This is a genomic window from Gordonia sp. HS-NH1 (genome assembly GCF_001418765.1).
In the GTDB taxonomy this organism is placed as follows: domain Bacteria; phylum Actinomycetota; class Actinomycetes; order Mycobacteriales; family Mycobacteriaceae; genus Gordonia.
Genome location: NZ_LIYC01000004.1, coordinates 157,290 through 181,652 on the forward strand (window position 1 = coordinate 157,290; position 24,363 = coordinate 181,652).

Sequence of the window (24,363 nt, forward strand, 5' to 3'; positions counted from 1 at the left end):
GTGACCCACGAGATCGACTGGCAGCCGGTGCACCGCTTCGTGCACCGGCTGCTGGCCGGCGTCGACCACACCGGGCTACCCCTCGCCGGCACCCGGGGATGGCAGGCGCTCGACGACACCGACCCCCGCAAGCTCGCCGCGGTCCTCTGCGCCGGCTCTCGGTGGTGCCTTGAGGAACAGATCGCCGAGCTGCACGCCCGACGAGACGCACAGAAAGCGGCCGCAGTTGAGATCGCCGCGGCCGCGGACTGGTCAGCGGTCGCACGCCGCATCCGAGACAGAGACAACGCCCTGCGCAGCGGCGCACACATCGAACGGAAAGCATCGTGAAAGACGACATCAGCTCCCCGAAGAGGTGGAGAGCCACCGATCTCAAGCCCGCGGAGCAACCCCGCTGGTTGGCCAAGGGGCGGCTACCGCGTGCGGCGATCTCGTTGCTGGTCGGAGACGAGGGCATAGGCAAGTCCCTGCTGTGGGTGTGGCTCGTCGCTGCGATCACCACCGGGCGCGCGCTGCCAGAGTTCGGAATCCCCGCCCGCACACCTGAAAGCGTGTTGCTGGTCGTGACCGAGGACGACTGGACGACGACCGTGCTGCCCCGACTCGAAGTCGCCGGGGTCAACCTGGGCATGGTCGAAGTGATCTGCGCCGAGGACGACGGGTCAGGCGCCCCGGTCTTCCCACGAGATCTGCACCTTGTCGTGGACGCGGAGCCGCGGCCGGCGCTGGTCGTCGTCGATGCCTGGCTCGACACTGTGACAGCAGGGTTGTCGGTGAAGGACCCGCAGCAGGCTCGCCGAGCACTGCATCCGTGGAAGGAGGTTGCCACCGTCACCGACGCGGCGGTCTTGCTGCTGACCCACACCAACCGGGTCGACTCGGGTAACGCGCGCGACAAGTACGGCGCCACCGGTGAGCTCCGCAAGAAGGCCCGCTTGACCCTGTTCGCGCAACAGGACGACGACGGTCATCTGGTCGTCGGCGTGGAGAAGTCGAACACCACCAAGGCATTGCCCGCGACGATGTTCACCGTCGATCCGATCCAGCACTTTGATGCGACCGACGACCACGACGGCTCGGTGCCCTTGTTGCGCTACATCGGCGAGTCCGACCGCACAGCCAGAGACCACATCGCGGACCAGTTCGAGGGTGACCACGGAGATGACCGTCAGGAGCGTCACGACGCTGTTGCGTGGCTGCGTGAGTACCTGGAGATCGAGGGTCCCGCCGTGCGGTCGGCGGACGCCAAGCGCGAGGCGAAGAAGGCCGGCATCTCGGAACGCACCCTGCAGCGCGCTCGCAAGAAGCTCTGTGTGGTCATCGGTTACACGGGGCAGCCCCCGGTGTCGACATGGTCGCTACCAGACCAGGGTCCCGGCGTGATCGACGGCGAAGTGATCCCGACCGTCGCGCCACCCGATACCCATATCGGTGGCACAGCTGGCACAGCTGGCACAACCGCAGGTCACGACGCTATGCCACCTACCCAGAATGACCGTTGTGCCACACCCAGAGATACGGGTACACAGGTGGCACAACAGGCCCCGCGCCCCTCCGTCGTGGACTCGCCTGCACCGCCAGTTGTGAACACCCCCGGCCGTGCTCCGGGGCAGTGGTTGGGGTCGGGCAAGCCGGTGGAGCTACCCAAGCCGACATGTGCTCAATGGCTTCGTGGACACGTCCTGGCACTGATGGCCGACGAGGTCGAGACCGTCGAGTCCCGAGATCTGTTCGCCGCCGGAGAAGCTGCCGGGTACAACATCGACAACCTGCGTCGCTGTGTAATGAACTGCGACTTGATCGCCACCGTCGGCCGGACCGGACACGGCGCTACATATCGCCTCGGCGCGGGGAGTACCAGCACTGTCGTGCCCTGCCCGCAATGGCTCGACGGGTGGCTCCGCGAACACGGGGACTGGATCAAGGCAGCCGACGCTTTCGCGGCCGGAGAGCAGGCCGGCTACGAACGCACCACCATCAAGTCGGCAGCCAAACGGATCGGCGTCCTCAAGCGCGGCCAGTCCGTGCTGACCGAGTGGCGGTTCAACCCCGACTACGACGCCAGGGAGTCAGCGTGACCGAGATCAAGCCGTTGAAGTTCGGTCTCACCGCTGTCTACATCCCTCGGGAAGCACCGCCACCACGCAGGCCCTACTGCGGTGCCCCCACCAAGACCGGCGACGAGTGCCGCAACCGCGTATCCGAGTGGGGAGCGCTCTGCTCCGTCCACGAAGCCGACTACCCATGGTGACCCTCGACGAACAGGAATCAGTGATGCCCGCCCACGTCTGCCAGAAGTGTTCAGGCCCGTGCCGAGTCCACGCCGGTAGCGCCCACGGTTGGACCTGCCGAGCGTGCTTGCAGGACTACATAGATCGGCAACCCGACGCGTCTCCGCAACGGATCAACACGGTTGCCCGCCAAGCCCAACCGATCGAAGAGACCCGAACCCCCGCAAGAAAGAAGGAACGACGCCCATGGGCCTGAACGAACAACAGATCCAGAGATCCACCAGCTCGATGCTCGAAATCCTGGTCGCCGTCAAACAGATGCACCACGGCAACGCGCAAGCTGTCCGCTACCTCCTCGAGACCAGCGACACCGATCCCGTCGACCTGGCGACGGCGGGCGTCATCATCGCGGAGATGGCCTTGGCCTACGACGAAGACGAAGTCGGGGAGGCCGTGTTCGATCTACGGATCGACCAGCTTCGCACCGCGGTCCTGAGGATCGGACAGGAGGGGAAAGAGGATGCCTGACGAGATCGGCCGGCACGTCGGCCACCGCGACGACCCCCGCGGAGTCCTGGCGTTCGACCACCTGCCCGACGACCTTCAGAAGGCCGAGGACGCTACTGCGCTCGCCGACCGGGACACCTTCCCCGACAAACGCCGCCACGGCGGGTTGTGGTTGCGCCCGTACGTCGACCGGCCCGCCACCGACACCGAACGCACCCTGCTCGCCCACCTGGGTTACGAGGTGCCCGACCTACTGACGACCCGCATCCGCAACACCGGTATGCGGCACCGGTCCTGGCCCCAGATCCCGGACACACTGCCCACCAACGAAGGAGAAAACAATGGCTGACACAAACGATCCCGGCACCACCACCGATCCCGAGGCCGGCACCCCACCCGCCGCCGACGACGGCCAGCAGCAGCAACCCGATCCGGATGGTCAACAGCAGCAGGACGGCAACCCGAATGCTGAGGCTGCCCGGTATCGCACCCAGTTGCGTGCTGCCGAGGCCGAACGCGACGCACTCGCCGAACGGTTGACCGGCTACCAGCGTCGCGCCGCCGAGGCCGCAATCGCTGACATCCTCGACGAGCCGGGAGATCTCTTCGACATCGGTGGGGTCGACCTGGCCGACTACCTCGACGACAACGGCGACATCAACCACACCGACCTTCAGGGCGCGGCCGCCGCTCTTGTCGACCAGCGCCCGAAGCTCGGAAAGAACTACGCCCGCTTCGGGTCCGGGCTGCCACAACACCACAACTGGGGGCAAGGCGGGGCTGTCCCACCGCAACCCGACACCACCAGCTGGTCTGACGTCCTCAAGACCTAGTCGGGTATCCTTGGAGGTGACGGTCCCGGAAGAGGGTAGGACCCGCCGGACCGTCACCGCCAGGGCCTGAGGCCCAACCGACGGCTCCAGGTGAGCAACGGAATCGAAACCCGTTCTGCCGCACAACTATTGTGCGCTCACCACATAGGAGCATTCTGTGGCTACCACCACTACCACCCACGGCCCGATCCTCACCCCCGAGCAGATCGCCACCCTCATCATCAAACCCCTCGTCGCGAACTCCGTTGCCGGTCAGGCACTCACCGAAGTCACCACCGGCAGCCACGACTACCGAATCCCGATCGTCGCCGCCGACCCCTCCGCGTCCTGGGTTGCCGAAGGCGGTGAAATCCCCGTCACCGACTCCGATGTCGACGAAGTGACCGTCACCCCCAAGAAGCTCGCCGGCCTCTCGGTCATCACCAAAGAGCTCGCCGACGACTCCACTCCCGACGCGCAGAAAGCCGTGGGCGACGGACTGGTCCGCGACCTCACCCGCAAACTCGACCAGGCGCTGTTCTCGTCGACACCGATCACCAACGGCCCCGCCGTCACCCTCGGCCAGCTGTCCGGTATCTCCACCATCAGCGCCGGTAGCTCGTTCTCGTCGATCGACCCGTTCTCCGACGCGCAGTTCGCCGCCGCCGACGCACACGCCACCATCGACACCTGGGTGACCTCGCCCACCACTGCCGCTGCCCTGGCCAAGTTGAAGAAGGCCAGCGGCTCCCTCGAACCCCTTCTGGGGAACGACGTCACCGTTGCCGGTCGGCGCACCATCCTCGGCGCACCGATCCTCGCGTCCCCGGCCGCACCCAACAACGTGGTGTGGGGAATCCCGCGGTCCTTCGCCTACCTGGTGATCCGCACCGGCACCGAGGTCGAGACGGACAAATCTGTTTTCTTCACCTCCGATCGGATCGCGGTGCGCGCCAAGGTTCGCGCGGCGTTCGGGTTCCCGCACCCGGCGGCCATCGTCAAGATCTCCACCACCGCCTGACATGGCCCGCAAGACGACCTCGGGTTCAAGGGATACAGGTGCCCTTGAAGACCCGGAGTTGGTGACCATCCAGACCACCGAGCCGCACGCGGTCTACATACACGGCGAACAACAGACCGGCCTCATCCCCGACGTGCCGTTCGACATCGCTGTCGACTGGATGCGCCGCGGCTGGGTCGCCTACTCCATCCACCAGCCCTAGACACAGACCAGGCGGTGCCGGCGTCAAACCGGCTTCACGAACTCCTTGTCACGGCAAGGGCGGGCCACGACCACACCTCCGTGTGCGAGCCCGTCCTGCGCCGCACCGCCACCCCCAACCACACAGACCAGGACCGACCATGCCCAAAGCACCACGACGATGCCAAGGCCGACAAGGCAACTGCGGCAACCTCATCCGCAACAGCAACTACTGCCCCGACTGCACACGCGAGAAGGCGTGGTCAGGCAAACGGACCCACAGTGGGCACATCACCGGCACCGCACAGTGGAAGCGCGTCCGCCTCGAAGCACTCGGCCGCGACGGCTATCAGTGCAAGATCGAAGGTCCGGCTTGCATCGGTCACGCGACCCAGGTCGATCACATCGTCAACGTCGCGGCCGGCGGCGCACTCTTCGATCTCAACAACCTCCAATCAGCCTGCGCGCCCTGCAACGCCCGCAAAGCTCAGCAAGAGTCCGTCGCCTCCCGCACCGCGACACGACGACGCGCACGCCACCCCGGCAGCTACGAACAGTCGCCCGGCACCCTATGACCCAGGGGCACCACCGGTTCCCGCGGGCCACGGGCCCAACGTCGCGTAGCTCTGCTAAATCCGATCTGCCCGGTTCCCAGGAATTGAGACCCGTACGGAGGTTCGAGTGGCTAAGAATGGTTTCTGGCCGGGTCGGGCCCCGGTGACCTGCGATAACTGTGGTGGTCCGACGCCGAAGCAGTATCGTGCTGGGCGGCGTCGTCGGTGGTGTTCTGAGGCGTGCCGGCTCAAGGCCTACAGACGGTCGAGGGCCGCGAGTCCGGAATCCCCAGACCTGTACTAGAAGGCAGCCACAGAGCCTAGCGACGGAGAACGTCGCCCCGGGGGGAAGGGGTTGCCCCCATGGGTTCTCACTGGGCTTTGATGAACTCTCGGACGTCGTTCGGCCAGCTCCACGCGTAGTCGGTCCACCCTTCGGGCTGGTTCTCCCATCTGGTTCCGACTGGGCCGACGGGGCATTGGGTGTCGATGAGCAGGGTTCGTGTCTCGGTGTCCATGCGGTTGTCTTCGGCGGCGGACTTGAGGGTCGCGCGTTGTTCGTCGCTGCGCCGTTCCCACCACTTGGTTAGGTGCTTGTCGAATACAGACATCAGGCGTCACCTCGGAGCTTGATGAGCTCGGATTCGAGCGACTGGATCGCCAGGTACATCTTCTCGGCCACGGCCTGTGACTCTTTGCCGTAGCTGACCGAGGCGTCGAAGATGCTGGCTGACAGCGGTAGGTGATCGGGGCGTGGTCCTCGGAATGCGTGTGCTGGTGACTGGTTGGGGTCGGGCCCGTAGTGCCGCACAGAGATGTCCATACCAGCGGACCCTACTCAACAGATCGGACAGACCATGCTGAAACCCGACCTCGTTGTCACGACGTTGTCACAAGTGCTGACGAATCAGGGCGAATCCCAACGAACGAAGGCGAAGGAATCGGCCTGATCACAGGCAGTTTCGCGTATGCCAGCGAATGACAATGAACGCAGTTGACCGGACTTAAAATCGGCACAGTGTCGGTTCGAGTCCGACTGGGGGCACTTCCGGCCGGGCATTCTCGCCGTTTCGGGTCGCCACCTCCGGCGGCGCGTCCAAGTTCTTCGACCCGATCCGCGTCGATCAAACGCATGGCCGTTCAGCCGAATACGTACGTGGACACCGCTTCGATCCCCGCGGTTACATGACTGCCGGTGGTACCGAACGACTCTCGGGACCTCCGGGGCGGCATCGCTCATTTCGAGATCATCCCGAACGTGAGGTGACCACCATGCCGAAGCACACCATCGAGGATCTGATCGCGCTGATCCCACCACCGGTGGCACGGCCGGCGACGGTCGACTGGGCGCTCATCGAACAGCGACTCGGATTCCGGTTGCCGACCGACTACAAGGCACTCGCCGACACGTACGGACCGGGAGTCTTCTGCGACGACTTCCTCGTGTGGACCGGTCTCCCCTGGCCCGACGCGTCGATCGAGGAGGCGGGGCGCCACGCGGTGGCCGACCTCGAGCCACTTCTCGAGGACTTGAGCATCGTGACGTGGGCGCATGACGACGGCACCGACACGGCCGTCGACCTGTCCGGCGATTCGTTGTTCGGGTGGGGACGTTCCACCGACGGCGACTCGGGATACTGGCACCGGACGGGCGACGACCCCGACGGGTGGCCGGTCCTGGTCACCGACGGCGTCATGGTCTGCGACTACCACCGCGGCGGTCTGGTCTCGTACCTGTACGACTTCTGGACCGGCGGCTTTCCGAATCGTCAGGTCTTCGCCGACCGCGAAGCACCGGAACGGCTGAGCTTCGAGCAGGTGACCGTCGACTCCTGAGCGGGCGGGGACCCGTCCGCGCCGAGCATGAACAGACGGGCCCGCGGGCTCGGCTCACCTACCGGGCCCGCGGATCCCCTCGACCACGAGATCCAGAAGACGCTGCGACTCAACGCAATTACGGCCCAAAGCGATCATGTTCGCGAGAGTGAAGAGTTCGTCGACGGTGAGATCGGCTCGGATTCCACCGGACCGCTGGGCGGCGCCGAGGATGTCCCCGCCGGCCACGCGGAGGTCGGCGCAACTGGTGTAGAGCGTGCTCTCGGGGTCGCCCGCCGACGCGATGATGATCTCGGGCAGACCCTGGTACGCCCCGACGTGGCGCGCGAGCGCCCGGACCCACTCGACGAGACGCTCGCCGGGGTCCCGCTGCTCGTCATCGGCGCGCGCAGACTCCACGAGGGCGGTGGTGTCCTGTCGCATCGCGGCCGCGACGAGCGCCTCGCGAGAGGGGAAGTGGCGGTACAACGTGCCGGCGCCGACGCCGGCACGTTTGGCGATGTCATCGAGCGACGTGTCGATTCCCGACTCACGAAATGCCTCGGCCGCCGTGGCAACGACTTTGTCGTAGTTGCGTCGAGCATCGGCTCGCATCGGTTTCGCCGGCGCGGATGCGCTGGTCATGACACCTCCCGAAGAAAACACTTGTAACCGGAGAGCATCTCCGCTTCAATAATCGGAGACAGTCTCCAATTGGAGACACTCTCCTGTTCGACCTTACCCGCCCGGGAGGCCCTGATGTTCCAGACCACCGATCGCGTCGCTTCCGCGGCAGGTTCCGACACCGCAGGGTCGACGATCGACCGCCGCACCTGGATCGGACTGGTCGTCGTGGTGGCGAGCCAGCTGATGGTGATCCTCGACGGCACGATCGTCACCGTCGCGCTCCCCCGCATCCGCGACGACCTGGGTTTCAGCGAGGTGTCTCGGTCGTGGGTGATGAACGCCTACGTGCTGGCGGTGGGTGGCCTGCTGCTGCTCGGCGGCCGCTTGGGCGACCTGATCGGACGGCGTCGCGCGCTGCTCTACGGCATCGCCCTGTTCACCGCGGCCTCGCTCCTCGGCGGACTCGCCACCAGCGCGTGGATGCTTCTCATCGCTCGCGTCCTGCAGGGCGTGGGAGCCGCGCTCGCCGCGCCCACCGCCCTGGGACTGATCGTCGCCAACTTTCCGCCCGGTCCCGATCGCGCCCGGGCCATCAGCTGGTTCTCCCTGGGTGCCGCCTCGGGCGGAGCGCTCGGCCTGCTGCTGGGCGGCGTACTCACCGAACAGCTGTCGTGGCACTGGGTGATGCTGGTCAACGTCCCGATCGGGGTGGCGATCCTCATCGCCGCACCGTTCACCGTCGATGAGACACCCCGGCAGCCCGGTCACCTGGGTCTCTGGGACACCCTGCTGTCCGCGGCGGGCGTCGCGGCGGTGGTCTTCGGCTTCATCCGCGCCTCCGAGGTCTCCTGGGCCGACCCGGTGACCATCGCTTCTCTCGCCGTCGGCGCATCGACGCTCGCGGCGTTCGCGATCAGACAGCGTCGTACGAGCCATCCCCTGCTGCCGCCCCGATTGGTGAACTCCGCGCGCAGGGCCGCGCCCTTCGTGGTGATGTTGCTCTTGCCCGGCGCGATGATGGGCATGTTCACCTTCATGACCCTGCACCTGCAGGACGTGATGGGTTACAGCGTCGTCGCGTCCGGGTTCGCGTTCCTGCCGTTCATGGTTCTCAACATCGGATTGACGGTCACCGGGATCACCGCCCGTCTCGTCGCGCGCTTCGGTGCGGCTGCGGTGTTGATGGCGGGATTGTCCCTGGCGATCGCCGGGCTCGTGTGGTTGTCGTTCGTTGGGCCCGACTCCACCTTCGCCGCAGCGATTCTGGCGCCCTCGATGATCATGGGTGCGGGAATCGGCCTGTCCGTGGTGCCGGCGAACGTCCTGATCGTGGACAACTCGCCCGCAGCCGACGCCGGCGCCGCCTCGGGCCTGATGCAGGCGCTGTTGCAGGTCGGTGGCGCGCTCGGACTCGCCACGCTGATGACCGTGTTCGGCCCACTCCAACGTAGCGATCCGTCCGGAACTGCCACCGGCACAACGATTCTGGTCGGTTCGTCGTTCGCGATGGTCGCCCTGCTCCTGCTCGTGGTCGCCTACCGGCCGCGGCGTGCCGCGGCCGTGTGACCCAACGCGACGACATACGTCACGACGTCGGCGCCCGTGCACCCCTCCGAGTCGATCCGCGTGCATCCCCCGAGCCCGCTGATGATGTACTCGGTGTCATGTCCACTCGGGTTGTCCTGCTCGCCGACTCCTCCGTCGCCCTGCTCACCCTCGGTATCTCGGTGTACTCGATCGCGGTCCTGGTGTGCCTCGGGATCGCGATCAACGCGGCCCGGTTCGGACGCAGACGGGTCGCGATCACGATGGCCTGGGTCGTCGGTGTACTGACCGTGGCCGGTGTCATCATCGCCATCCTGAGCAGCACCGCCGGCGGTTAACCCTCCGGCCGCAACTCCGCGCGTTGCCGATCGATGAATTGCGCGGCAAGCCGATTCGTGAGGCCGGGCGCCAATCGCTGGACGCGCCAGGTGATCCGGGATCGACGCGGGACGACCAGCAGTGGTTGATTCCGCTCGATGGCGGCGAGCGTGTCCCGGGCGAGGCGGTCGGCGTCGTACGCGGTCGACGAACCCTGACTCGCCAGATAATAAGAGCGACCGACGAATCCGCCGACCGATCCCTTGTCCAGGATCGGGGTCTCCACTGCCGAGGGACACACCGCCAGCACGTTCACCCCGCGGCCCGCGGCCTCGGTACGTAGTGCGAGCGACAGCCCCACGACCGCATGTTTGGTCATCACGTAGCTCGTGATCAGTCCGGCGGCGACGAGCCCGGCCATCGACGCCGTGTTGACGATGTGTCCGGAACGCTGCTCGATCATCACCGGGTACGCGGCCGCGACCCCGTGCACGACGCCCCGGATGTTGACGTCGATGATCGCGTCCCATTGTTCCGGCGTCAGCATCTCGGTCGGACCACCCCAGGTGATCCCGGCGTTGTTGAACATCAGATCCAGGCGCCCCCACTCGGCGACGACCTCGTCGACCACCCGCTGCACAGCGGCGGCATCCGTCACATCCAGTTGCACCGCCCGTGCGGTGCCCGGCCCACCGGACAAGGAGTCCGTCACCCGCTGCGCCGCGGGTAGGTCGATGTCCGCGCAGGTGACGTGGGCTCCCCGGGTCACCAGCGCGCGCGTGAGCGCGGCCCCGATACCGGACCCGCCCCCGGTCACGATCGCGATCCTGCCCCCGACATCTGCTCCGCGCGTCTTCCCGAATTTCAGCACGAACAGAGCATGACCGATCCCGTTCCGGCGGGGTGCGCTTTGTGCGAACCGGGTCTTGACATCCTCACAGGCCGCTCTTAGTGTTGCTGCCATCACAAATTGAAACGTTTTAATTCGCCGGGTTGATCCTCTCTCGACGGTCTGCGTTTCCCATCACGTCGTTTGTCAGGAGCAGCCATGTCCGATACCCAGCGCGTCTGCTTCGTGCTCCAGCTCCGCCCGGAGCGCGTCGAGGACTACCTCGACGCCCACACGGAGGTGTGGCCGGAGATGCTCGACGCCCTGCGCGAGACCGGGTGGCGCAACTACTCGTTGTTCCTCCGCAAGGACGACGGCATGGTCGTGGGTTACCTCGAGACCGACGACTTCGCGACGACCGCCGCCGCCATGGAGGCAACGGACGTCAACGCCCGGTGGCAGGCGCACATGTCCGAGTACTTCCTCCCGGCCACCGGCGGAGACGCCGACGGCGCCAATCCCGACACCATCCGTACCGAACTCCTCGAGTACTTCCACCTCGACTGACCGACATCGAACACACGACGCGTACTGACGGGCACACCGACATCAGCGAACCCGGCTTGACCCCTCCGATCCCGACCCTCTCTACTGATCTCCGACGCTAGGAATCCCATGAAAGTAGGAGCGCGCTCCACCACCGGCTGGCGGGCGACCATCTCGGTTGCCATGTCGAACTACATCGAAGCCGGCTCGATCATCGCGATCGCCACCAGCCTGACCTTCTGGCAGGACGAGTTCGGCATCAGCAACTTCGCCGTCGGCCTGTTGGCCGCACTGAGCGCCAACGCGTTCGGCGCGGCGGTCGGTGCCGCCATCGGCGGACCGCTGTGCGACCGCTACGGCCGCAAGGCGATCTACACCTACGACCTGCTGGTCTACATGGCCGGCGTGTTGCTCGCCGCCTTCGCGCTCAACTTCACCATGCTGCTGGCGGCGTTCATCATCACCGGCCTCGCGGTCGGCGCGGGCGTACCCGCGTCCTGGACCTACATCGCCGAAGAGGCGCCATCGGTCGAACGCGCCAAACACGTCGGCACCGCCCAGCTCGCCTGGTCGGTCGGACCCCTGATCGGCTTCGCACTGGCGGCCGCGCTCGCCCCGATGGGCCTGCTGGGTTCGCGGATCATCTTCCTGCACCTCTTCGTCGTCGCCGCGGTCGTCTGGTGGATTCGCCAAGGGCTCGCGGAGTCCAAGATCTGGTCCGACGAGGCGGTCAACGAGACCCGTGAGCTCACCGCTTCCGTCGGCGCCCGCGGAATCAAGGGCCTGTTCTCCAAGAAGGTCAACATCACCGCACTACTCCTGCTCGGTGGCATCTACCTCTTCTGGAACACCGTGGCCGGACAGGCCGGCATCTTCATGCCGCGTGTCTACGAGACCGCGGGCGTCGAGAGCGCGGTCCAGCAGAACCTGCTGCAGGTGCTGGTCTGGGGATGCACCGTCCTCGCGACCTACTTCGGCTTCATGCGATATGCCGACCGGGTCTCCCAGCGCGCCCTGTACGTCTTCGGCGCCGCATTGGGCATCGTCGCCTGGATCGTGCTGGTCGCCTTCACCGACAGCGGTGTCGCCACGATGCTCGTCTTCGCGGTCCTGTGGGGCATCTCCTCGGGCATCGGCGCGCAGGCGTTCTACAGCCTCTGGGCCAGCGAGATGTTCGCGACGCCCTATCGGGCCAGCGCCCAGGGCGTCATGTTCTTCGCCGTCCGCACCGCAACCGGTCTGTTGAGCTACTTCTTCCCCACCATGCTCGCGGCCACCGGACTCACCACGGTCGGCATCCTGCTGGTCGCACTGCTCACCGTCGCGCTGATCATCGGCGCCATCGCGGCTCCGGACACCCAGGGCAAGACGCTGCAGCAGATCGAGGTCGAGCGCTACGGCGCTCCGCTGTCACCCGAGCTCATCGAGACACCGGCATCCGCCGCGCACCCGACCCCGGGCACCAACCCGGCCGCGGAGTCGGGACACAAAGCCCCGGCCTGACACCACGGGCCTGATCGCGCCGTGCACGATTGAAACGTTCCACCAGTTCGACTGTTCCACTCAGACCTCCCCGCCGCCGGCTGACCCCGACGCCGGCGGCGGGGAATCCCAACCGAAAGAAATCTCATGGCCACCTTTGACGAGACGATCCTCGACAACCTCGAGATCGAGCTCCCCTCCTGGGCGTTCGGCAACTCCGGCACCCGGTTCAAGGTGTTCGGCACCCCGGGCACCCCCCGCACCATCCACGAGAAGATCGCCGACGCCGCGAAGGTCAACGAGCTGACCGGGCTGGCACCCACCGTCGCCCTGCACATCCCGTGGGACACCGTCGACGACTACACCGCCCTGGCGGCTTACGCTAAGGATCTCGGCGTCGGCCTGGGCACCGTCAACTCCAACACCTTCCAGGACGACGCCTACAAGTTCGGCAGCCTGACCCACACCGACAAGACGGTGCGGCAGATGGCCATCGACCATCACCTCGCCTGCATCGAGGTGATGAACGCGACCGGTTCGCGCGATCTGAAGATCTGGCTGGCCGACGGCACCAACTACCCCGGACAGGGCGACATCCGCGGACGCCAGGACCGGCTCGCCGAGTCGCTCGCGACCATCTACCAGCACATCGGCGACGACCAGCGACTCGTGTTGGAGTACAAGTTCTTCGAGCCCGCGACGTATGTCACCGACGTCCCCGACTGGGGCACCTCCTACGCCCATGTGACCGCGCTCGGCGAGCGGGCGATGGTCTGCCTCGACACCGGCCATCACGCGCCGGGAACCAACATCGAGTTCATCGTCGCGCAGCTGCTTCGCCTCGGAAAGCTGGGTTCCTTCGACTTCAACTCGCGCTTCTACGCCGATGACGACCTCATCGTCGGTGCCGCGGATCCGTTCCAGCTCTTCCGGATCCTGTTCGAGGTGATCCGCGGCGGCGGGCTCGACGCCGGGTCGCCGGTCGCTCTCATGCTCGATCAATGCCACAACGTCGAGGAGAAGATCCCCGGCCAGCTCCGTTCGGTGCTGAACGTCGAGGAGATGACGGCCCGCGCACTACTCGTCGACACCGATGCGCTGACCGAGGCACAGGCCGCCGGAGACGTGTTGGGCGCGAACGCGATCGTGATGGACGCGTTCTACACCGACGTCCGTCCGATGCTCGCCGAGCGTCGTGTCCGTCGCGGCCTGCCCGCAGACCCGATGGCCGCATACGTCGACTCCGGATACCACGAGCGCATCGTCGCCGAGCGTGTCGGCGGTACCCAGTCGTCCTGGGGCGCCTGAGCCCTCCCCCAGCCCCAGTTCCCTGAACTCCCGAGGAGATCACCCCTAATGACCAATCCCGCAGTCGCCGCCCTCATCGAGCGGTCCAACCGACTCGGATCGGATCCGAAGAACACCAACTACGCCGGCGGCAACACCTCCGCCAAGGGCTCCGACACCGACCCGGTCACCGGTGAAGACGTCGAACTGCTCTGGGTGAAGGGCTCCGGCGGTGATCTCGGCACCCTCACCGAGAAGGGCCTGGCCGTGCTCCGGCTCGATCGCATGCGTGCGCTCGTCGACGTCTATCCCGGCCTCGACCGTGAGGACGAGATGGTCGCCGCCTTCGATTACTGCCTGCACGGAAAGGGCGGTGCCGCACCGTCGATCGACACCGCGATGCACGGCCTCGTCGACGCCGCGCACGTCGACCACCTGCACCCGGACTCCGGTATCGCCATCGCGACCGCGGCCGACGGCGAGGTCTTGACGCACAAGATCTTCGGTGACCGCGTCGTGTGGGTGCCGTGGCGTCGTCCGGGTTTCCAGCTCGGGCTGGACATCTCGGCGATCAAGAAGGACAACCCGCAGGCCATCGGTTGCATCCTCGGCGGCCACGGGATCACCGCCTGGGGCGACACCTCCGATGAGGCGCAGGCACATTCGCTGGAGATCATCCGCACCGCCGAGGAGTACATCGCCGCCAACGGTCGCCCGCAACCCTTCGGCGGCCCGATCGACGGCTACGGCGCATTGCCCGCCGAGGAACGCCGGGCCAAGGCCGCGGCGCTCGCCCCGTTCATCCGCGGCCTCGCCTCGATGGACAAGCCGCAGGTCGGTCACTTCACCGACGTCGACCCGGTCCTCGAATTCCTGGCGGCAGAGGAGCATCCGCGCCTGGCCGCACTCGGCACCAGTTGCCCGGACCACTTCCTGCGCACCAAGGTCAAGCCGATGGTCCTCGACCTCCCGGCCGACACGAGCGTCGAGGAGTGCAAGGAGCGCCTCACGGCACTGCACGAGGCCTACCGCGAGGACTACCGCGCGTACTACGACCGTCACGCCACCGCGGACAGCCCCGCGATGCGCGGCGCCGACCCGGCCATCGTGCTGATCCCGGGCGTCGGAATGTTCAGCTTCGGCAAGGACAAGCAGACCGCACGTGTCGCCGGCGAGTTCTACCTGAACGCCATCAAGGTGATGCGCGGCGCCGAGGCCATCTCGACCTACGCACCGATCGACGAGTCGGAGAAGTTCCGGATCGAGTACTGGTTGCTCGAGGAGGCCAAGCTCGCCCGCATGCCGAAGCCCAAGCCGCTCGCGACCCGCATCGCCCTGGTCACCGGGGCGGCATCCGGCATCGGCAAGGCCATCGCGACGCGTCTGGCCGCCGAAGGTGCATGCGTGGTGATCGCCGACCTCGACGCCGAGAAGGCACGGGCGGCCGCCGAGGAGATCGGTTCGACCGATGTCGCCATCGGGGTGGCCGCCGACGTCACCGACGAAGCGGCCGTACAGTCCGCGATCGACGCGACGGTGCTCGCCTTCGGCGGCATCGACCTCGTCGTGAACAACGCCGGCCTGTCGCTGTCGAAGTCGTTGCTGGACACCACCGCCGCCGACTGGGACCTCCAGCACAACGTGATGGCCCGCGGTTCGTTCCTGGTGAGCAAGGCCGCCGCACGCGCCCTCATCGATCAGAAGCTCGGCGGCGACATCCTGTACATCTCGTCGAAGAACTCGGTCTTCGCCGGGCCGAACAACATCGCCTACTCGGCGACGAAGGCCGACCAGGCCCATCAGGTCCGTCTCCTGGCCGCCGAGCTCGGCGAGCACGGGGTCAAGGTCAACGGCATCAATCCCGATGGCGTGGTGCGTGGTTCGGGGATCTTCGCCGGCGGCTGGGGCGCCAAGCGCGCTGCCGTCTACGGCGTCGAGGAGAAGGATCTCGGCAAGTTCTACGCGCAGCGCACCCTGCTCAAGCGCGAGGTGCTGCCGGAGAACATCGCCAACGCCGCGTTCGCACTCTGCACGTCCGACTTCTCGCACACCACCGGCCTGCACGTGCCGGTGGACGCGGGCGTCGCCGCCGCGTTCCTGCGATGAGCCGATCCACCCGGTCCGCCCAGGTCGCCGCGATCGACCTGGGCGCGACCAGCGGCCGGGTCATGCTGGCCGACGTCTCGCGCGGACGACTCGAGCTCGAACAGGTCGCCCGGTTCACCAACGACCCGGTCCACATCTGGAACGGGCGCAGGTCCGCTCTGCACTGGGATGTCCCGGCGCTGTTCCGCGCCGCGTCGGCCGGCCTCGCCGAGGCGGGCAGGCAGTCCGACGATCTGGTCGGGATCGGGGTGGACTCCTGGGCGGTGGACTACGCGCTCCTGCGGGAGGGCCGCATGATCGGGTTGCCGCACCACTACCGGGACACCCGGAGCGTGGTCGGGGTCGACGCCGTGCACGCCGAACTCGGTCCCGCGGACCTGTACGTGCGCAACGGCTTACAGTTCCTGCCGTTCACCACCGTGTACCAATTGGCCGCCGAAAAGGCCGACGGGTTGCTCGATCAGGCCGACACCGCCCTGCTGATCCCGGACCTCATCACATACTGGCTCACGGGCCGACGCGGCACCGAACGCACCAACGCCTCGACCACCGGATTGCTCGGCATCAACGGGCGGTGGGACACCGCGATGATGGAGCGTCTCGGATTGCCCGTCGGCTTGTTCCCCGACCTCGTGGAGACCGGCACCGACCAGGGCCCGTTGCTCGGCGACGTCGCCGAGCGCCTCGGACTGTCGACGTCGACCCGCGTCACCGCGGTCGCGTCCCACGACACCGCGTCGGCGGTCGCCGCCATCCCGATGGACCCGTCGCGGTCGGCGTACATCTCGTGCGGGACCTGGGGTCTGGTCGGCGTCGAACTCGAGCAGCCGGTCGTCTCCCGCGACGGGTGGAAGGCCAACTTCACCAACGAGGTCGGCGCCGACGGCCGTATCCGCTACCTGCACAACGTGATGGGCCTGTGGCTGCTCAGCGAGACGGTCCGCCAGTACCAGCGCGAAGGGTATCGCGCCGAACTCGGTGAACTGCTCGCGCAGGCCGCCGAGGCGCCGGCGACGGTCGAGATCTTCGACACCGACGACGCCCGGTTCCTCCCGCCGGGAGACATGCCCGGACGCATTCGCGACTGGTACGACGAGCGCGGCATGCGTCCGCCGATGACGCGCGCCGAGATGGTGCGCACGATCGTCGAGAGCCTCGCGGCGGCCTTCGCCGACGGGGTGGCGCGAGCGGCCGAACTGTCCGGCACGACGGTGGAGACCGTCCATCTCGTCGGCGGCGGCTCGCAGAACCGGCTGCTGTGCCAACTCACCGCCGATCGGCTGGGCCTGCCGGTGCAGGCCGGTCCGGTGGAGGCGACCGCGCTGGGCAACGTGCTGATCACCGCCCGCGCCCACGGTCTCATCGATGGCGACCTCGAGGCGATGAGGTCTATCGTCGTCGACAGGTTCCCGCCGCAACACTACGCACCCCGACACTCCCGCGGCACGCGCTCCCGCACCGCGGTGGGGACAGGAAAGGCATGACCATGCAAGGCAGTTCTCCCATGAAGCGTCGAGTTCCCAAGCCGCGCGACCTCGCGCCGCTGATGCAGTTCAAGAAGCCCCAGTTCGACGCGAAGAAGCGCCGCCTCGACGCCGCCCTCACCATCGAGGACCTGCGCGCGATCGCCAAGCGCCGCACCCCGAAGGCGGCCTTCGACTACACCGACGGTTCGGCCGAGGCCGAGCTGTCCATCGGACGGGCACGACAGGCGTTCGCCGACATCGAGTTCCATCCGGCCATCCTGCGTGACGTGTCCAAGGTCGACACCTCGTGCACGATCCTCGGCGGGCGTTCGGAACTGCCGTTCGGCATCGCACCCACCGGGTTCACCCGGATGATGCAGACCGAGGGCGAATACGCTGGTGCGCGCGCGGCCGGCCGGGCCGGGATCCCCTTCTCGCTGTCGACGATGGGTACGGCGTCGATCGAGGACGTCCGGGATGCGAATCCGCACGGCCGCAACTGGTTCCAGCTGTACATGTGGAAGGACCGGGAGCGCTCGATGGCCCTGGTCGACCGCGCGGCGAAGGCCGGGTACGACACCCTGCTGGTGACCGTCGACGTGCCGGTCGCCGGGGCTCGTCTGCGCGACAAGCGCAACGGCATGTCGATCCCGCCGGCGCTGACCGCCAAGACCGTGCTCAACGCCATCCCGCGCCCGCAGTGGTGGATCGACTTCCTCACCACCGAGCCCCTGGCGTTCGCCTCGCTCGATCGATGGTCAGGAACGGTGGCCGAACTGCTGGACACGATGTTCGACCCCACCGTCACCTTCGACGATCTGGCGTGGATCAAGTCGCAGTGGCCGGGCAAGCTGGTGGTCAAGGGCATCCAGACCGTCGACGACGCCAAGGCCGTCACTGCCCTCGGCGCCGACGGCATCGTATTGTCGAATCACGGTGGGCGCCAACTCGACCGCGCACCGATCCCGTTCCACCTCCTGCCCGAGGTGGCCCGCGAGGTCGGCGCGGACACCGATGTCATGCTCGACACCGGCATCATGAGCGGTGCCGACATCGTGGCGTCGGTCGCCCTCGGCGCGCGGTTCACGCTCGTCGGCCGGGCCTACCTGTACGGCCTGATGGCCGGCGGGGAGGCCGGGGTGGACCGGATGATCGAGATCCTCGGCGAGCAGATCGCACGCACGATGCGGCTGCTCGGTGTCGCCTCGCTCGACGAGCTGACCCCCGCGCACGTGACCCAGCTCGAGCGGCTGGTGCCCCGGGCGCGTTCCTGAGGCTCGACTGCCGAGGTCGCGTGGGCATCAGACCGGCCGCCTACGCGACCTCCGCGTCCTCGCGGCGGTGGGCGAAGTGATCCACGAGGCCCACCACCAGCGCGATCAGCACCAGGACCGCGGCCGTCGCCAGTCCGATCTGGAACGCCCGCGCCCAGTCGCCGCCGGTGTTCGCGACCTGGGCGAAGAACACCGCACCGACGAGCGCGATCCCCGCGGCGGCCCCGATGCGCTGACCGGTCTGCAGGACGCCACCGGCGATGCCCGCCTTGGTGACCGGCACCTGGTCGAGGCTGAGCGTGAGATTGGGCGAGATCACGAGACCGGAACCGATACCCGCCACCAGCAGCGGCAGCGCGGCGGCGTACCCGACACCGGGACCGGACACGAACGCGACGGCGACGATCGTCGCGATCATCCCCACGACCACCAGGCCCAGACCCAGCAACACCAGCGAGCGCCCGACCCGGTTGACGATGTTGCCGCCGACGCTGGCCGACACCGCCGAACCGAGCGCGAACGGGGTCACCGCCAGACCGGCCTGCAGTGCCGAATAGCCCAGGCCCTGCTGGACGAACAGCGTGTAGATGAAGAACACCGTGGTGAACCCGGCGAAGTAGACCATCGCGATGATGCACCCCAGCGTGTACGACCGCATGGAGAACAACGAGAGGTCGACGAGTTGCTGGCGGCCGACGCGGCCCTGCCGGCGTTCCCACAGGACGAACGCGCCGATCAGCACGGCCGCGAGGACGAGCAACAACCATTTACGCCCGCCGGGCCATTCCTGTTCCTGGACCATCGGCAGCATCAGTGCGAACACCCCGGTACCCAGGAGCACGACGCCAACGGGATCGAAACTCCCCCGCAGTGGTTGTTTGAGTTCCTCGGGCCGAGCGGGGATCAACCGTATCGCGGCGACGAAGGCCGCGATGCCGATCGGCACGTTCACGAAGAAGATCCAGCGCCACCCGTCGGCGGACCCGCCCAGCTGGATGAGGACCCCACCGAGCAGCGGCCCGACCGCGGTCGAGATCCCGATGGTCGCGGCGAACATGCCGAAGGCCCGGCCACGCTCAGCCCCGCGGAACAGCAGCTGGATGAGCCCAGAGACCTGCGGCGCGAGAATGCCGCCCGCAACGCCCTGGATCAGGCGGAAGACGACGAGTTGCGTCGGGCCCTGGGCGAACCCACATGCCGCCGACGCCAGCACGAACAGGGACAGCCCGATGAGGAAGGTCACCTTTCGGCCGCGCGCGTCCCCGACCCGGCCGGCCGGGACCAGGACGAGGCCGAAGGCGAGGGCGTAGCCGGACACGACCCACGACAGGTCGGCCGAGTTCGCGCCGAGACCGGATTCGATGGACGGGAGCGCGACGTTGACGATCGAGACGTCGAGAAGGGTCATGAAGCCGACCACCAGGCACACCGCGAGCGCCTTCCAGCGCCGCGGATCGGGTTCGTAGTCCGCGGAGAACGGGCTGGCCGGAGTCGACATGGATCGCCTTTCCTACAGGAGGTACCGCGGGTGTTCGTAGTCAATCAGCTCACGAGATGGGCGACCCTCCCGAGTCCGCGAAACGCGAGGACCGGCATCGCATCTGGTGAGATGGACACATGGGTGTGAGCATGCGGGATGTCGCGGCGGCGGCCTCGGTGTCGGTGGGCACGGTCTCGAACGTGCTCAACTCGCCCGGAAAGGTCTCGCCCGCGACCGTCGCGCGGGTCCAGGCGGCAATCGACCAGCTGGGTTTCGTGCGCAACGACGCCGCGCGTCAACTCCGTGCGGGCCGATCGCGTTGCGTCGGCATGGTGGTTCTCGACGTGGGCAACCCCTTCTTCACCGACATCGCCCGCGCCGCCGAACAACGGGCCGGCGAGCACGACCTCACGGTGCTGCTCGGCACCTCCGACGACGACGAATCGCGCGAACAGGCCTATCTCGACACCTTCGACGAGCAGCGGGTGTTCGGTCTGCTCGTCTCGCCGATCGGCGACGATCTGCGGCGGTTCGACTCGCTGCGCCGTCGCGGCACCCCGGTGATCCTCGTTGACCGGGACGCCGGCGGCTCGCCCTTCGATTCCGTCGCCGTCGACGACATCGCGGGCGGGCGGCTCGCGGTGTCGCACCTGTGCGAGACCGGTCGTCGCCGGATCGTGTTCGTGGGCGGACCGCCCGGACTGCGGCAGGTCGCGGACCGCCGCCGGGGCGCGCAGGAGGCGGTCGACGCCGTCGACGACGCCACGCTCAAGGTCGTGCAGACGGCGAACCTGAGTGTGCTGGCCGGACGCGAGGCGGGACAGGCCCTGCTGGCCAGGGCCCCCCGAGACCGACCGGATGCGGTGTTCTGCGCCAACGACCTACTGGCCATCGGGGTCCTGCAGGCGTTGACGATGCTCGGCGGCGACGTCCGCGTTCCCGACGACATCGCGCTGATCGGTTACGACGACATCGATTTCGCCCGCTCGGCCGTCGTCCCGTTGTCGTCGATCCGGCAGCCGACCTCCCGCATCGGCGTCACCGCGGTCGATCTGCTGATGAGCGCGGCCGACGATCCCGCCGAACGCCACGTCCCGTCGAACCTCGTGTTCCAGCCCGAGTTGGTCGCCCGCGCATCGACACTGGGCTGATGGTGTGACGCACGCCATCGCCGGGTAGACGGTGTGAGGACTCTCCTAATATTGCGTAGTCCTGCAAGTTTGCAGGGTTCTGCAAGTTCCGTACCGTGGGTGAGGTGAACTCCCCCGGACTCCGCGAGGCGAAGAAGGCGGCGACCCGTTCGGCGCTCGCCCGCGCTGTGCTGCGGTTGTCCACCAGCGCCGGGATGGATCACGTGACGATCGACGCCGTCGCGGCGGAGGCGAACGTCTCGGTCCGCACGTTCCACAACTACTTCAGCGGCAAAGAGGATGCGCTGCTGCACTTCGTGTCGTCGCTGTTCGACACGATCGTGGCGCGGATCGAGGCCCGACCGACGGACGAGAGCTTCTTCTGCTCGGTCCGGACCGCCCTCATCGAGGCCGCCACCTCGCCCGACGTCGGCGAACCCGCCGAGATCGTCGCGCTCCTGCGCCTCCTCGACACGGATCCGGGGCTGACGGCCAGGTCCCGCGACATGGAGTTGGGCGACACCGTCGAAGCGCGTCTCGCCGAACTGTGCGCGCAGCGCGGGCAGCCGGCACACACCCTGTATCCGCGCCTCGTCCTGCACAACGCGATCACCACCATCCGCGTCGCCCTCGAATTCTGGGTGACCCATCACGACGACACCCCGGGCACCGCTGCCGACCTGGCCACCGTGCTGGAGTCCGCCTTCGACCAGCTGGCGTCCGGGCTCGCACAACCCATCCCACCGTTGAACGAACTCGCCGACCCATCCCTCGAGGAGCACTGACGTGGCAACACACCTGTACCGACTAGGGCGATGGGCGTTCGAGAACCGCCTCAAGACGATCGCGATCTGGGTGCTGGTCCTCATCGGGCTGGGCATCGGCGCGAGCCTGCTGGCCAAGCCGACGTCGGAGTCGTTCTCGATCCCGGGTATCCCGTCGGAGAAGGCGCAGGACCTGATGGTCGAGCGCTTCCCCGGCGAGGCCACGTTCGGTTCCGACATCGGCGTCACGTATGTCGTTCGCGCACCGGAGGGTTCGACGCTCACCGAACCCCGGTACCAGGAGGCCATCGACTCGATGGTCGCCGGCCTCAGGTCCGTCGAGGACGTGAAGAGCCCGGACTCGATCACCAACCCGTTCGTCTCCTACGGCACCGAGCAGTCACCGGGTCAACTCCGTGAACTGTCGGCCGCCTTCCAGGAGAAGACCTTCGGCAAGAACGCCGAGGAGGCGGCCGCCGATGCGCAGGCCACCTCGCCGATCAACGCGGCGGGCACCGTCGCGCAACTCGGCGCCTCCTTCGACGTCGAGGCGTCGTCGGATGTCACCGAGACGATGCGGGAGCAGATGGACGCGATCGCCGACGACGCGCGGGCCGCGGGACTGACCGTCGAGATGAAGGGTTCCGCCACACAGCAATTCGAGCTCGGGATCACCTCCGAGCTGATCGGTATCGGCGTGGGCGCGCTGATCCTCATCCTCACGTTCGCCTCCCTCGTCGCGTGGGGCATGCCGATCATCACCGCGATCGTCGGAGTGGCGATCGGGATGCTCGGCGTCCAGATGGGCACCCACTTCTTCGATCTCAGCAACGAGACCCCGATCCTCGCGACGATGATCGGCCTCGCGGTCGGCATCGACTACGCGCTGTTCATCGTCTCCCGCTACCGCCACGAGATCCATCGCTCGGCGAACCGGGCCGATGCGGCCGGCCGGGCCGTCGGCACCGCCGGTTCGGCCGTCGTCTTCGCCGGCAGCACCGTCGTCATCGCACTGGCCGCGCTGGCGATCGTGAACATCCCGTTCCTCACCGCCATGGGTATCGCCGCGGCGGGCACCGTGGTCGCGGCCGTGCTGGTCGCTCTCACGCTTCTGCCGGCGATCCTCGGACTCTTCGGCGGCAAGGCGTTCGCCGGTCGCGTGCCGCGTCTCAACGCTCCCGACGTCGGGCCGCACGACACCGACCGCGTCCACAACGGCCAGCGCTGGGTCCAGCGCATCGTGGCGCGTCCGCGCACCGTGACCGTCGCGATCGTCGGACTCCTCGTGGTCCTCGCGATCCCGATGGCCGGCCTCAAGCTCGCACTGCCCAACGACGGGACCGCCGAACCGTCGGAGACCCAGCGCAAGGCCTACAACATGGTCGCCGACGGCTACGGCCCCGGCTTCAACGGACCGCTCGTCGTCGTCGCGGACGGTCGAGCCATCGAGGACACCGGCGAACGCCTGCGCGCCTTCGACACCCTCGTCGACGACCTCGGTCGTGTCGACAACGTCGAGGTCGCCCAGATCGGCGCCGGTGGACTCAACGAGGCCCGCGACACCGCCAAGATCACGATCATCCCGTCGACCGCCCCGGCCGACGAGGCGACTCCCGCACTGGTGGAGACCCTGCGCGAGATGGAGCCCCAGGTGCAGAGCACGATGGGCATCTCCTACGGCGTGACCGGCCAGACCGCGATCGAACTCGACATCTCCGACCGCCTGTCGAGTTCGCTGATCCCCTACCTCCTGGTCGTGGTGGGTCTCGCGTTCATCCTGCTGATCATCGTGTTCCGCTCGATCCTGGTGCCGCTCACCGCGGCCCTCGGCTTCCTGCTGAGCGTCGCCGCGACCTTCGGCGTGACGGTGGCGCTGTTCACCGACGGCGTGCTGGGCATCGTCGACAACCCGCAACCGCTGGTGTCGTTCCTGCCGATCATGTTGGTGGGCATCGTGTTCGGGCTCGCGATGGATTACCAGGTGTTCCTGGTGACGCGAATGCGGGAAGCCTACGTACACGGGGCCGACGCCAAGACCGCGGTCGTCGAGGGATACCGACACAGCGCCCGTGTGGTGGCGGCCGCGGCGGCGATCATGATCTCGGTGTTCGCCGCGTTCATGCTGCAGGACATGGCCTTCATCATGGTCATGGGCTTCGCACTGGCGGCCGCGGTGTTCTTCGACGCCTTCGTGGTCCGGATGACGCTGATGCCGGCGGTGCTGACCGTTCTGGGCGACAAGGCCTGGTGGCTGCCGCGCTGGCTCGACCGGATTCTCCCCGACGTCGACATCGAGGGCGAGAAGCTGGGGCTCGGCGACGATGCCGCCCGCCCGGCGGATGCTGCGGGAGAGGCCGACGCGGCGTCCGGGGTCCGCGCCGGCCGCTGA

At 67.4% G+C, this 24,363-nt stretch carries 26 protein-coding genes; 21 read left to right on the plus strand and 5 right to left on the minus strand.

All coding sequences use genetic code 11. From position 1 onward, the window contains the following. From AMD30_RS05330 to AMD30_RS05365, 9 genes are all read left to right on the plus strand, one after another. Entirely contained in the window at window positions 1-330 is a 330-nt protein-coding gene (locus AMD30_RS05330) for a DUF2742 domain-containing protein (protein WP_055474912.1), read from the plus strand. After that, complete coding sequence (locus tag AMD30_RS05335; protein ID WP_231632649.1) at window positions 327-2,078, plus strand: AAA family ATPase; 1,752 nt, start codon at window positions 327-329, stop codon at window positions 2,076-2,078. The genes AMD30_RS05330 and AMD30_RS05335 overlap by 4 nt, the downstream gene beginning before the upstream one ends. After that, window positions 2,075-2,251, plus strand: coding sequence for a hypothetical protein (locus AMD30_RS24955; protein WP_156354167.1), 177 nt, complete (start codon window positions 2,075-2,077; stop codon window positions 2,249-2,251). Before AMD30_RS05335 ends, AMD30_RS24955 begins: the two co-directional genes overlap by 4 nt. A 226-nt stretch (window positions 2,252-2,477) precedes the next feature. Next, entirely contained in the window at window positions 2,478-2,759 is a 282-nt protein-coding gene (locus AMD30_RS05340) for a hypothetical protein (protein WP_055474913.1), read from the plus strand. Then, complete coding sequence (locus AMD30_RS05345; protein WP_055474914.1) at window positions 2,752-3,087, plus strand: hypothetical protein; 336 nt, start codon at window positions 2,752-2,754, stop codon at window positions 3,085-3,087. Before AMD30_RS05340 ends, AMD30_RS05345 begins: the two co-directional genes overlap by 8 nt. Further along, window positions 3,080-3,571, plus strand: a complete 492-nt coding sequence (locus AMD30_RS05350; protein ID WP_055474915.1) for a hypothetical protein — start codon at window positions 3,080-3,082, stop codon at window positions 3,569-3,571. The genes AMD30_RS05345 and AMD30_RS05350 overlap by 8 nt, the downstream gene beginning before the upstream one ends. A gap of 157 nt (window positions 3,572-3,728) precedes the next feature. Further along, the gene (locus AMD30_RS05355) at window positions 3,729-4,571 is read left to right on the plus strand and encodes a phage major capsid protein (protein WP_055474916.1); all 843 of its coding nucleotides are present in this window, start codon (window positions 3,729-3,731) and stop codon (window positions 4,569-4,571) included. A 61-nt stretch (window positions 4,572-4,632) separates the two neighbouring features. Then, entirely contained in the window at window positions 4,633-4,773 is a 141-nt protein-coding gene (locus AMD30_RS05360) for a hypothetical protein (RefSeq protein WP_156354169.1), read from the plus strand. 139 nt (window positions 4,774-4,912) lie between these two features. After that, complete coding sequence (locus AMD30_RS05365) at window positions 4,913-5,326, plus strand: HNH endonuclease (RefSeq protein WP_084817205.1); 414 nt, start codon at window positions 4,913-4,915, stop codon at window positions 5,324-5,326. A 350-nt stretch (window positions 5,327-5,676) separates the two neighbouring features. Here AMD30_RS05365 and AMD30_RS05370 read toward each other — a convergent pair whose 3' ends face one another. Further along, entirely contained in the window at window positions 5,677-5,916 is a 240-nt protein-coding gene (locus tag AMD30_RS05370) for a hypothetical protein (protein WP_055474918.1), read from the minus strand. Further along, window positions 5,916-6,128, minus strand: coding sequence for a hypothetical protein (locus AMD30_RS05375; protein WP_055474919.1), 213 nt, complete (start codon window positions 6,126-6,128; stop codon window positions 5,916-5,918). The genes AMD30_RS05370 and AMD30_RS05375 overlap by 1 nt, the downstream gene beginning before the upstream one ends. A gap of 449 nt (window positions 6,129-6,577) precedes the next feature. On the opposite strand from AMD30_RS05375, the gene AMD30_RS05380 reads away from it, so the two are divergent. Further along, a complete protein-coding gene (locus AMD30_RS05380) occupies window positions 6,578-7,141 on the plus strand; it encodes a hypothetical protein (RefSeq protein ID WP_055474979.1) in 564 nt (187 codons plus the stop codon). Window positions 7,142-7,195: 54 nt separating this feature from the next. Here the strand turns inward: AMD30_RS05380 and AMD30_RS05385 are convergent, their stop codons facing one another. After that, the gene (locus tag AMD30_RS05385; protein ID WP_055474920.1) at window positions 7,196-7,765 is read right to left on the minus strand and encodes a TetR/AcrR family transcriptional regulator; all 570 of its coding nucleotides are present in this window, start codon (window positions 7,763-7,765) and stop codon (window positions 7,196-7,198) included. A 114-nt stretch (window positions 7,766-7,879) separates the two neighbouring features. Between AMD30_RS05385 and AMD30_RS05390 the strand changes: the two genes are divergently transcribed. Both AMD30_RS05390 and AMD30_RS05395 read left to right on the plus strand, forming a co-directional pair. Next, entirely contained in the window at window positions 7,880-9,313 is a 1,434-nt protein-coding gene (locus AMD30_RS05390; protein WP_068972359.1) for an MFS transporter, read from the plus strand. Window positions 9,314-9,411: 98 nt separating this feature from the next. Beyond that, a complete protein-coding gene (locus AMD30_RS05395; protein WP_004020299.1) occupies window positions 9,412-9,630 on the plus strand; it encodes a hypothetical protein in 219 nt (72 codons plus the stop codon). On the opposite strand, the gene AMD30_RS05400 is transcribed toward AMD30_RS05395, so the two are convergent. Beyond that, window positions 9,627-10,481 (minus strand): SDR family NAD(P)-dependent oxidoreductase, encoded by an 855-nt coding sequence (locus AMD30_RS05400; RefSeq protein WP_055474922.1) that lies wholly within the window; start codon window positions 10,479-10,481, stop codon window positions 9,627-9,629. The genes AMD30_RS05395 and AMD30_RS05400 overlap by 4 nt on opposite strands. A 177-nt stretch (window positions 10,482-10,658) precedes the next feature. Between AMD30_RS05400 and AMD30_RS05405 the strand changes: the two genes are divergently transcribed. The 6 genes from AMD30_RS05405 (at window position 10,659) to AMD30_RS05430 (ending at window position 18,600) form a co-directional block, all read left to right on the plus strand. Further along, entirely contained in the window at window positions 10,659-11,006 is a 348-nt protein-coding gene (locus AMD30_RS05405; protein WP_055474923.1) for an L-rhamnose mutarotase, read from the plus strand. 108 nt (window positions 11,007-11,114) lie between these two features. After that, entirely contained in the window at window positions 11,115-12,488 is a 1,374-nt protein-coding gene (locus AMD30_RS05410; protein WP_055474924.1) for an MFS transporter, read from the plus strand. Between the two features lie 126 nt (window positions 12,489-12,614). Beyond that, window positions 12,615-13,775 (plus strand): L-rhamnose isomerase, encoded by a 1,161-nt coding sequence (gene rhaI / locus AMD30_RS05415; RefSeq protein ID WP_055474925.1) that lies wholly within the window; start codon window positions 12,615-12,617, stop codon window positions 13,773-13,775. Window positions 13,776-13,823: 48 nt separating this feature from the next. Next, the gene (locus tag AMD30_RS05420; RefSeq protein ID WP_055474926.1) at window positions 13,824-15,860 is read left to right on the plus strand and encodes a bifunctional rhamnulose-1-phosphate aldolase/short-chain dehydrogenase; all 2,037 of its coding nucleotides are present in this window, start codon (window positions 13,824-13,826) and stop codon (window positions 15,858-15,860) included. Continuing rightward, the gene (locus AMD30_RS05425) at window positions 15,857-17,344 is read left to right on the plus strand and encodes a rhamnulokinase (protein WP_055474927.1); all 1,488 of its coding nucleotides are present in this window, start codon (window positions 15,857-15,859) and stop codon (window positions 17,342-17,344) included. The genes AMD30_RS05420 and AMD30_RS05425 overlap by 4 nt, the downstream gene beginning before the upstream one ends. A gap of 20 nt (window positions 17,345-17,364) precedes the next feature. Next, on the plus strand, window positions 17,365-18,600 hold the full coding sequence (locus tag AMD30_RS05430; RefSeq protein ID WP_055474928.1) for an alpha-hydroxy acid oxidase: 1,236 nt from the start codon (window positions 17,365-17,367) through the stop codon (window positions 18,598-18,600). 40 nt (window positions 18,601-18,640) lie between these two features. On the opposite strand, the gene AMD30_RS05435 is transcribed toward AMD30_RS05430, so the two are convergent. Then, on the minus strand, window positions 18,641-20,098 hold the full coding sequence (locus tag AMD30_RS05435) for an MFS transporter (protein ID WP_055474929.1): 1,458 nt from the start codon (window positions 20,096-20,098) through the stop codon (window positions 18,641-18,643). Between the two features lie 119 nt (window positions 20,099-20,217). Here AMD30_RS05435 and AMD30_RS05440 point away from each other — a divergent pair, with 119 nt between their 5' ends. From AMD30_RS05440 to AMD30_RS05450, 3 genes are all read left to right on the plus strand, one after another. Continuing rightward, a complete protein-coding gene (locus tag AMD30_RS05440) occupies window positions 20,218-21,231 on the plus strand; it encodes a LacI family DNA-binding transcriptional regulator (RefSeq protein ID WP_055474930.1) in 1,014 nt (337 codons plus the stop codon). 104 nt (window positions 21,232-21,335) lie between these two features. Continuing rightward, the gene (locus AMD30_RS05445; RefSeq protein ID WP_055474980.1) at window positions 21,336-21,995 is read left to right on the plus strand and encodes a TetR/AcrR family transcriptional regulator; all 660 of its coding nucleotides are present in this window, start codon (window positions 21,336-21,338) and stop codon (window positions 21,993-21,995) included. A 1-nt stretch (window position 21,996) separates the two neighbouring features. Further along, on the plus strand, window positions 21,997-24,363 hold the full coding sequence (locus tag AMD30_RS05450; RefSeq protein ID WP_055474931.1) for an MMPL family transporter: 2,367 nt from the start codon (window positions 21,997-21,999) through the stop codon (window positions 24,361-24,363).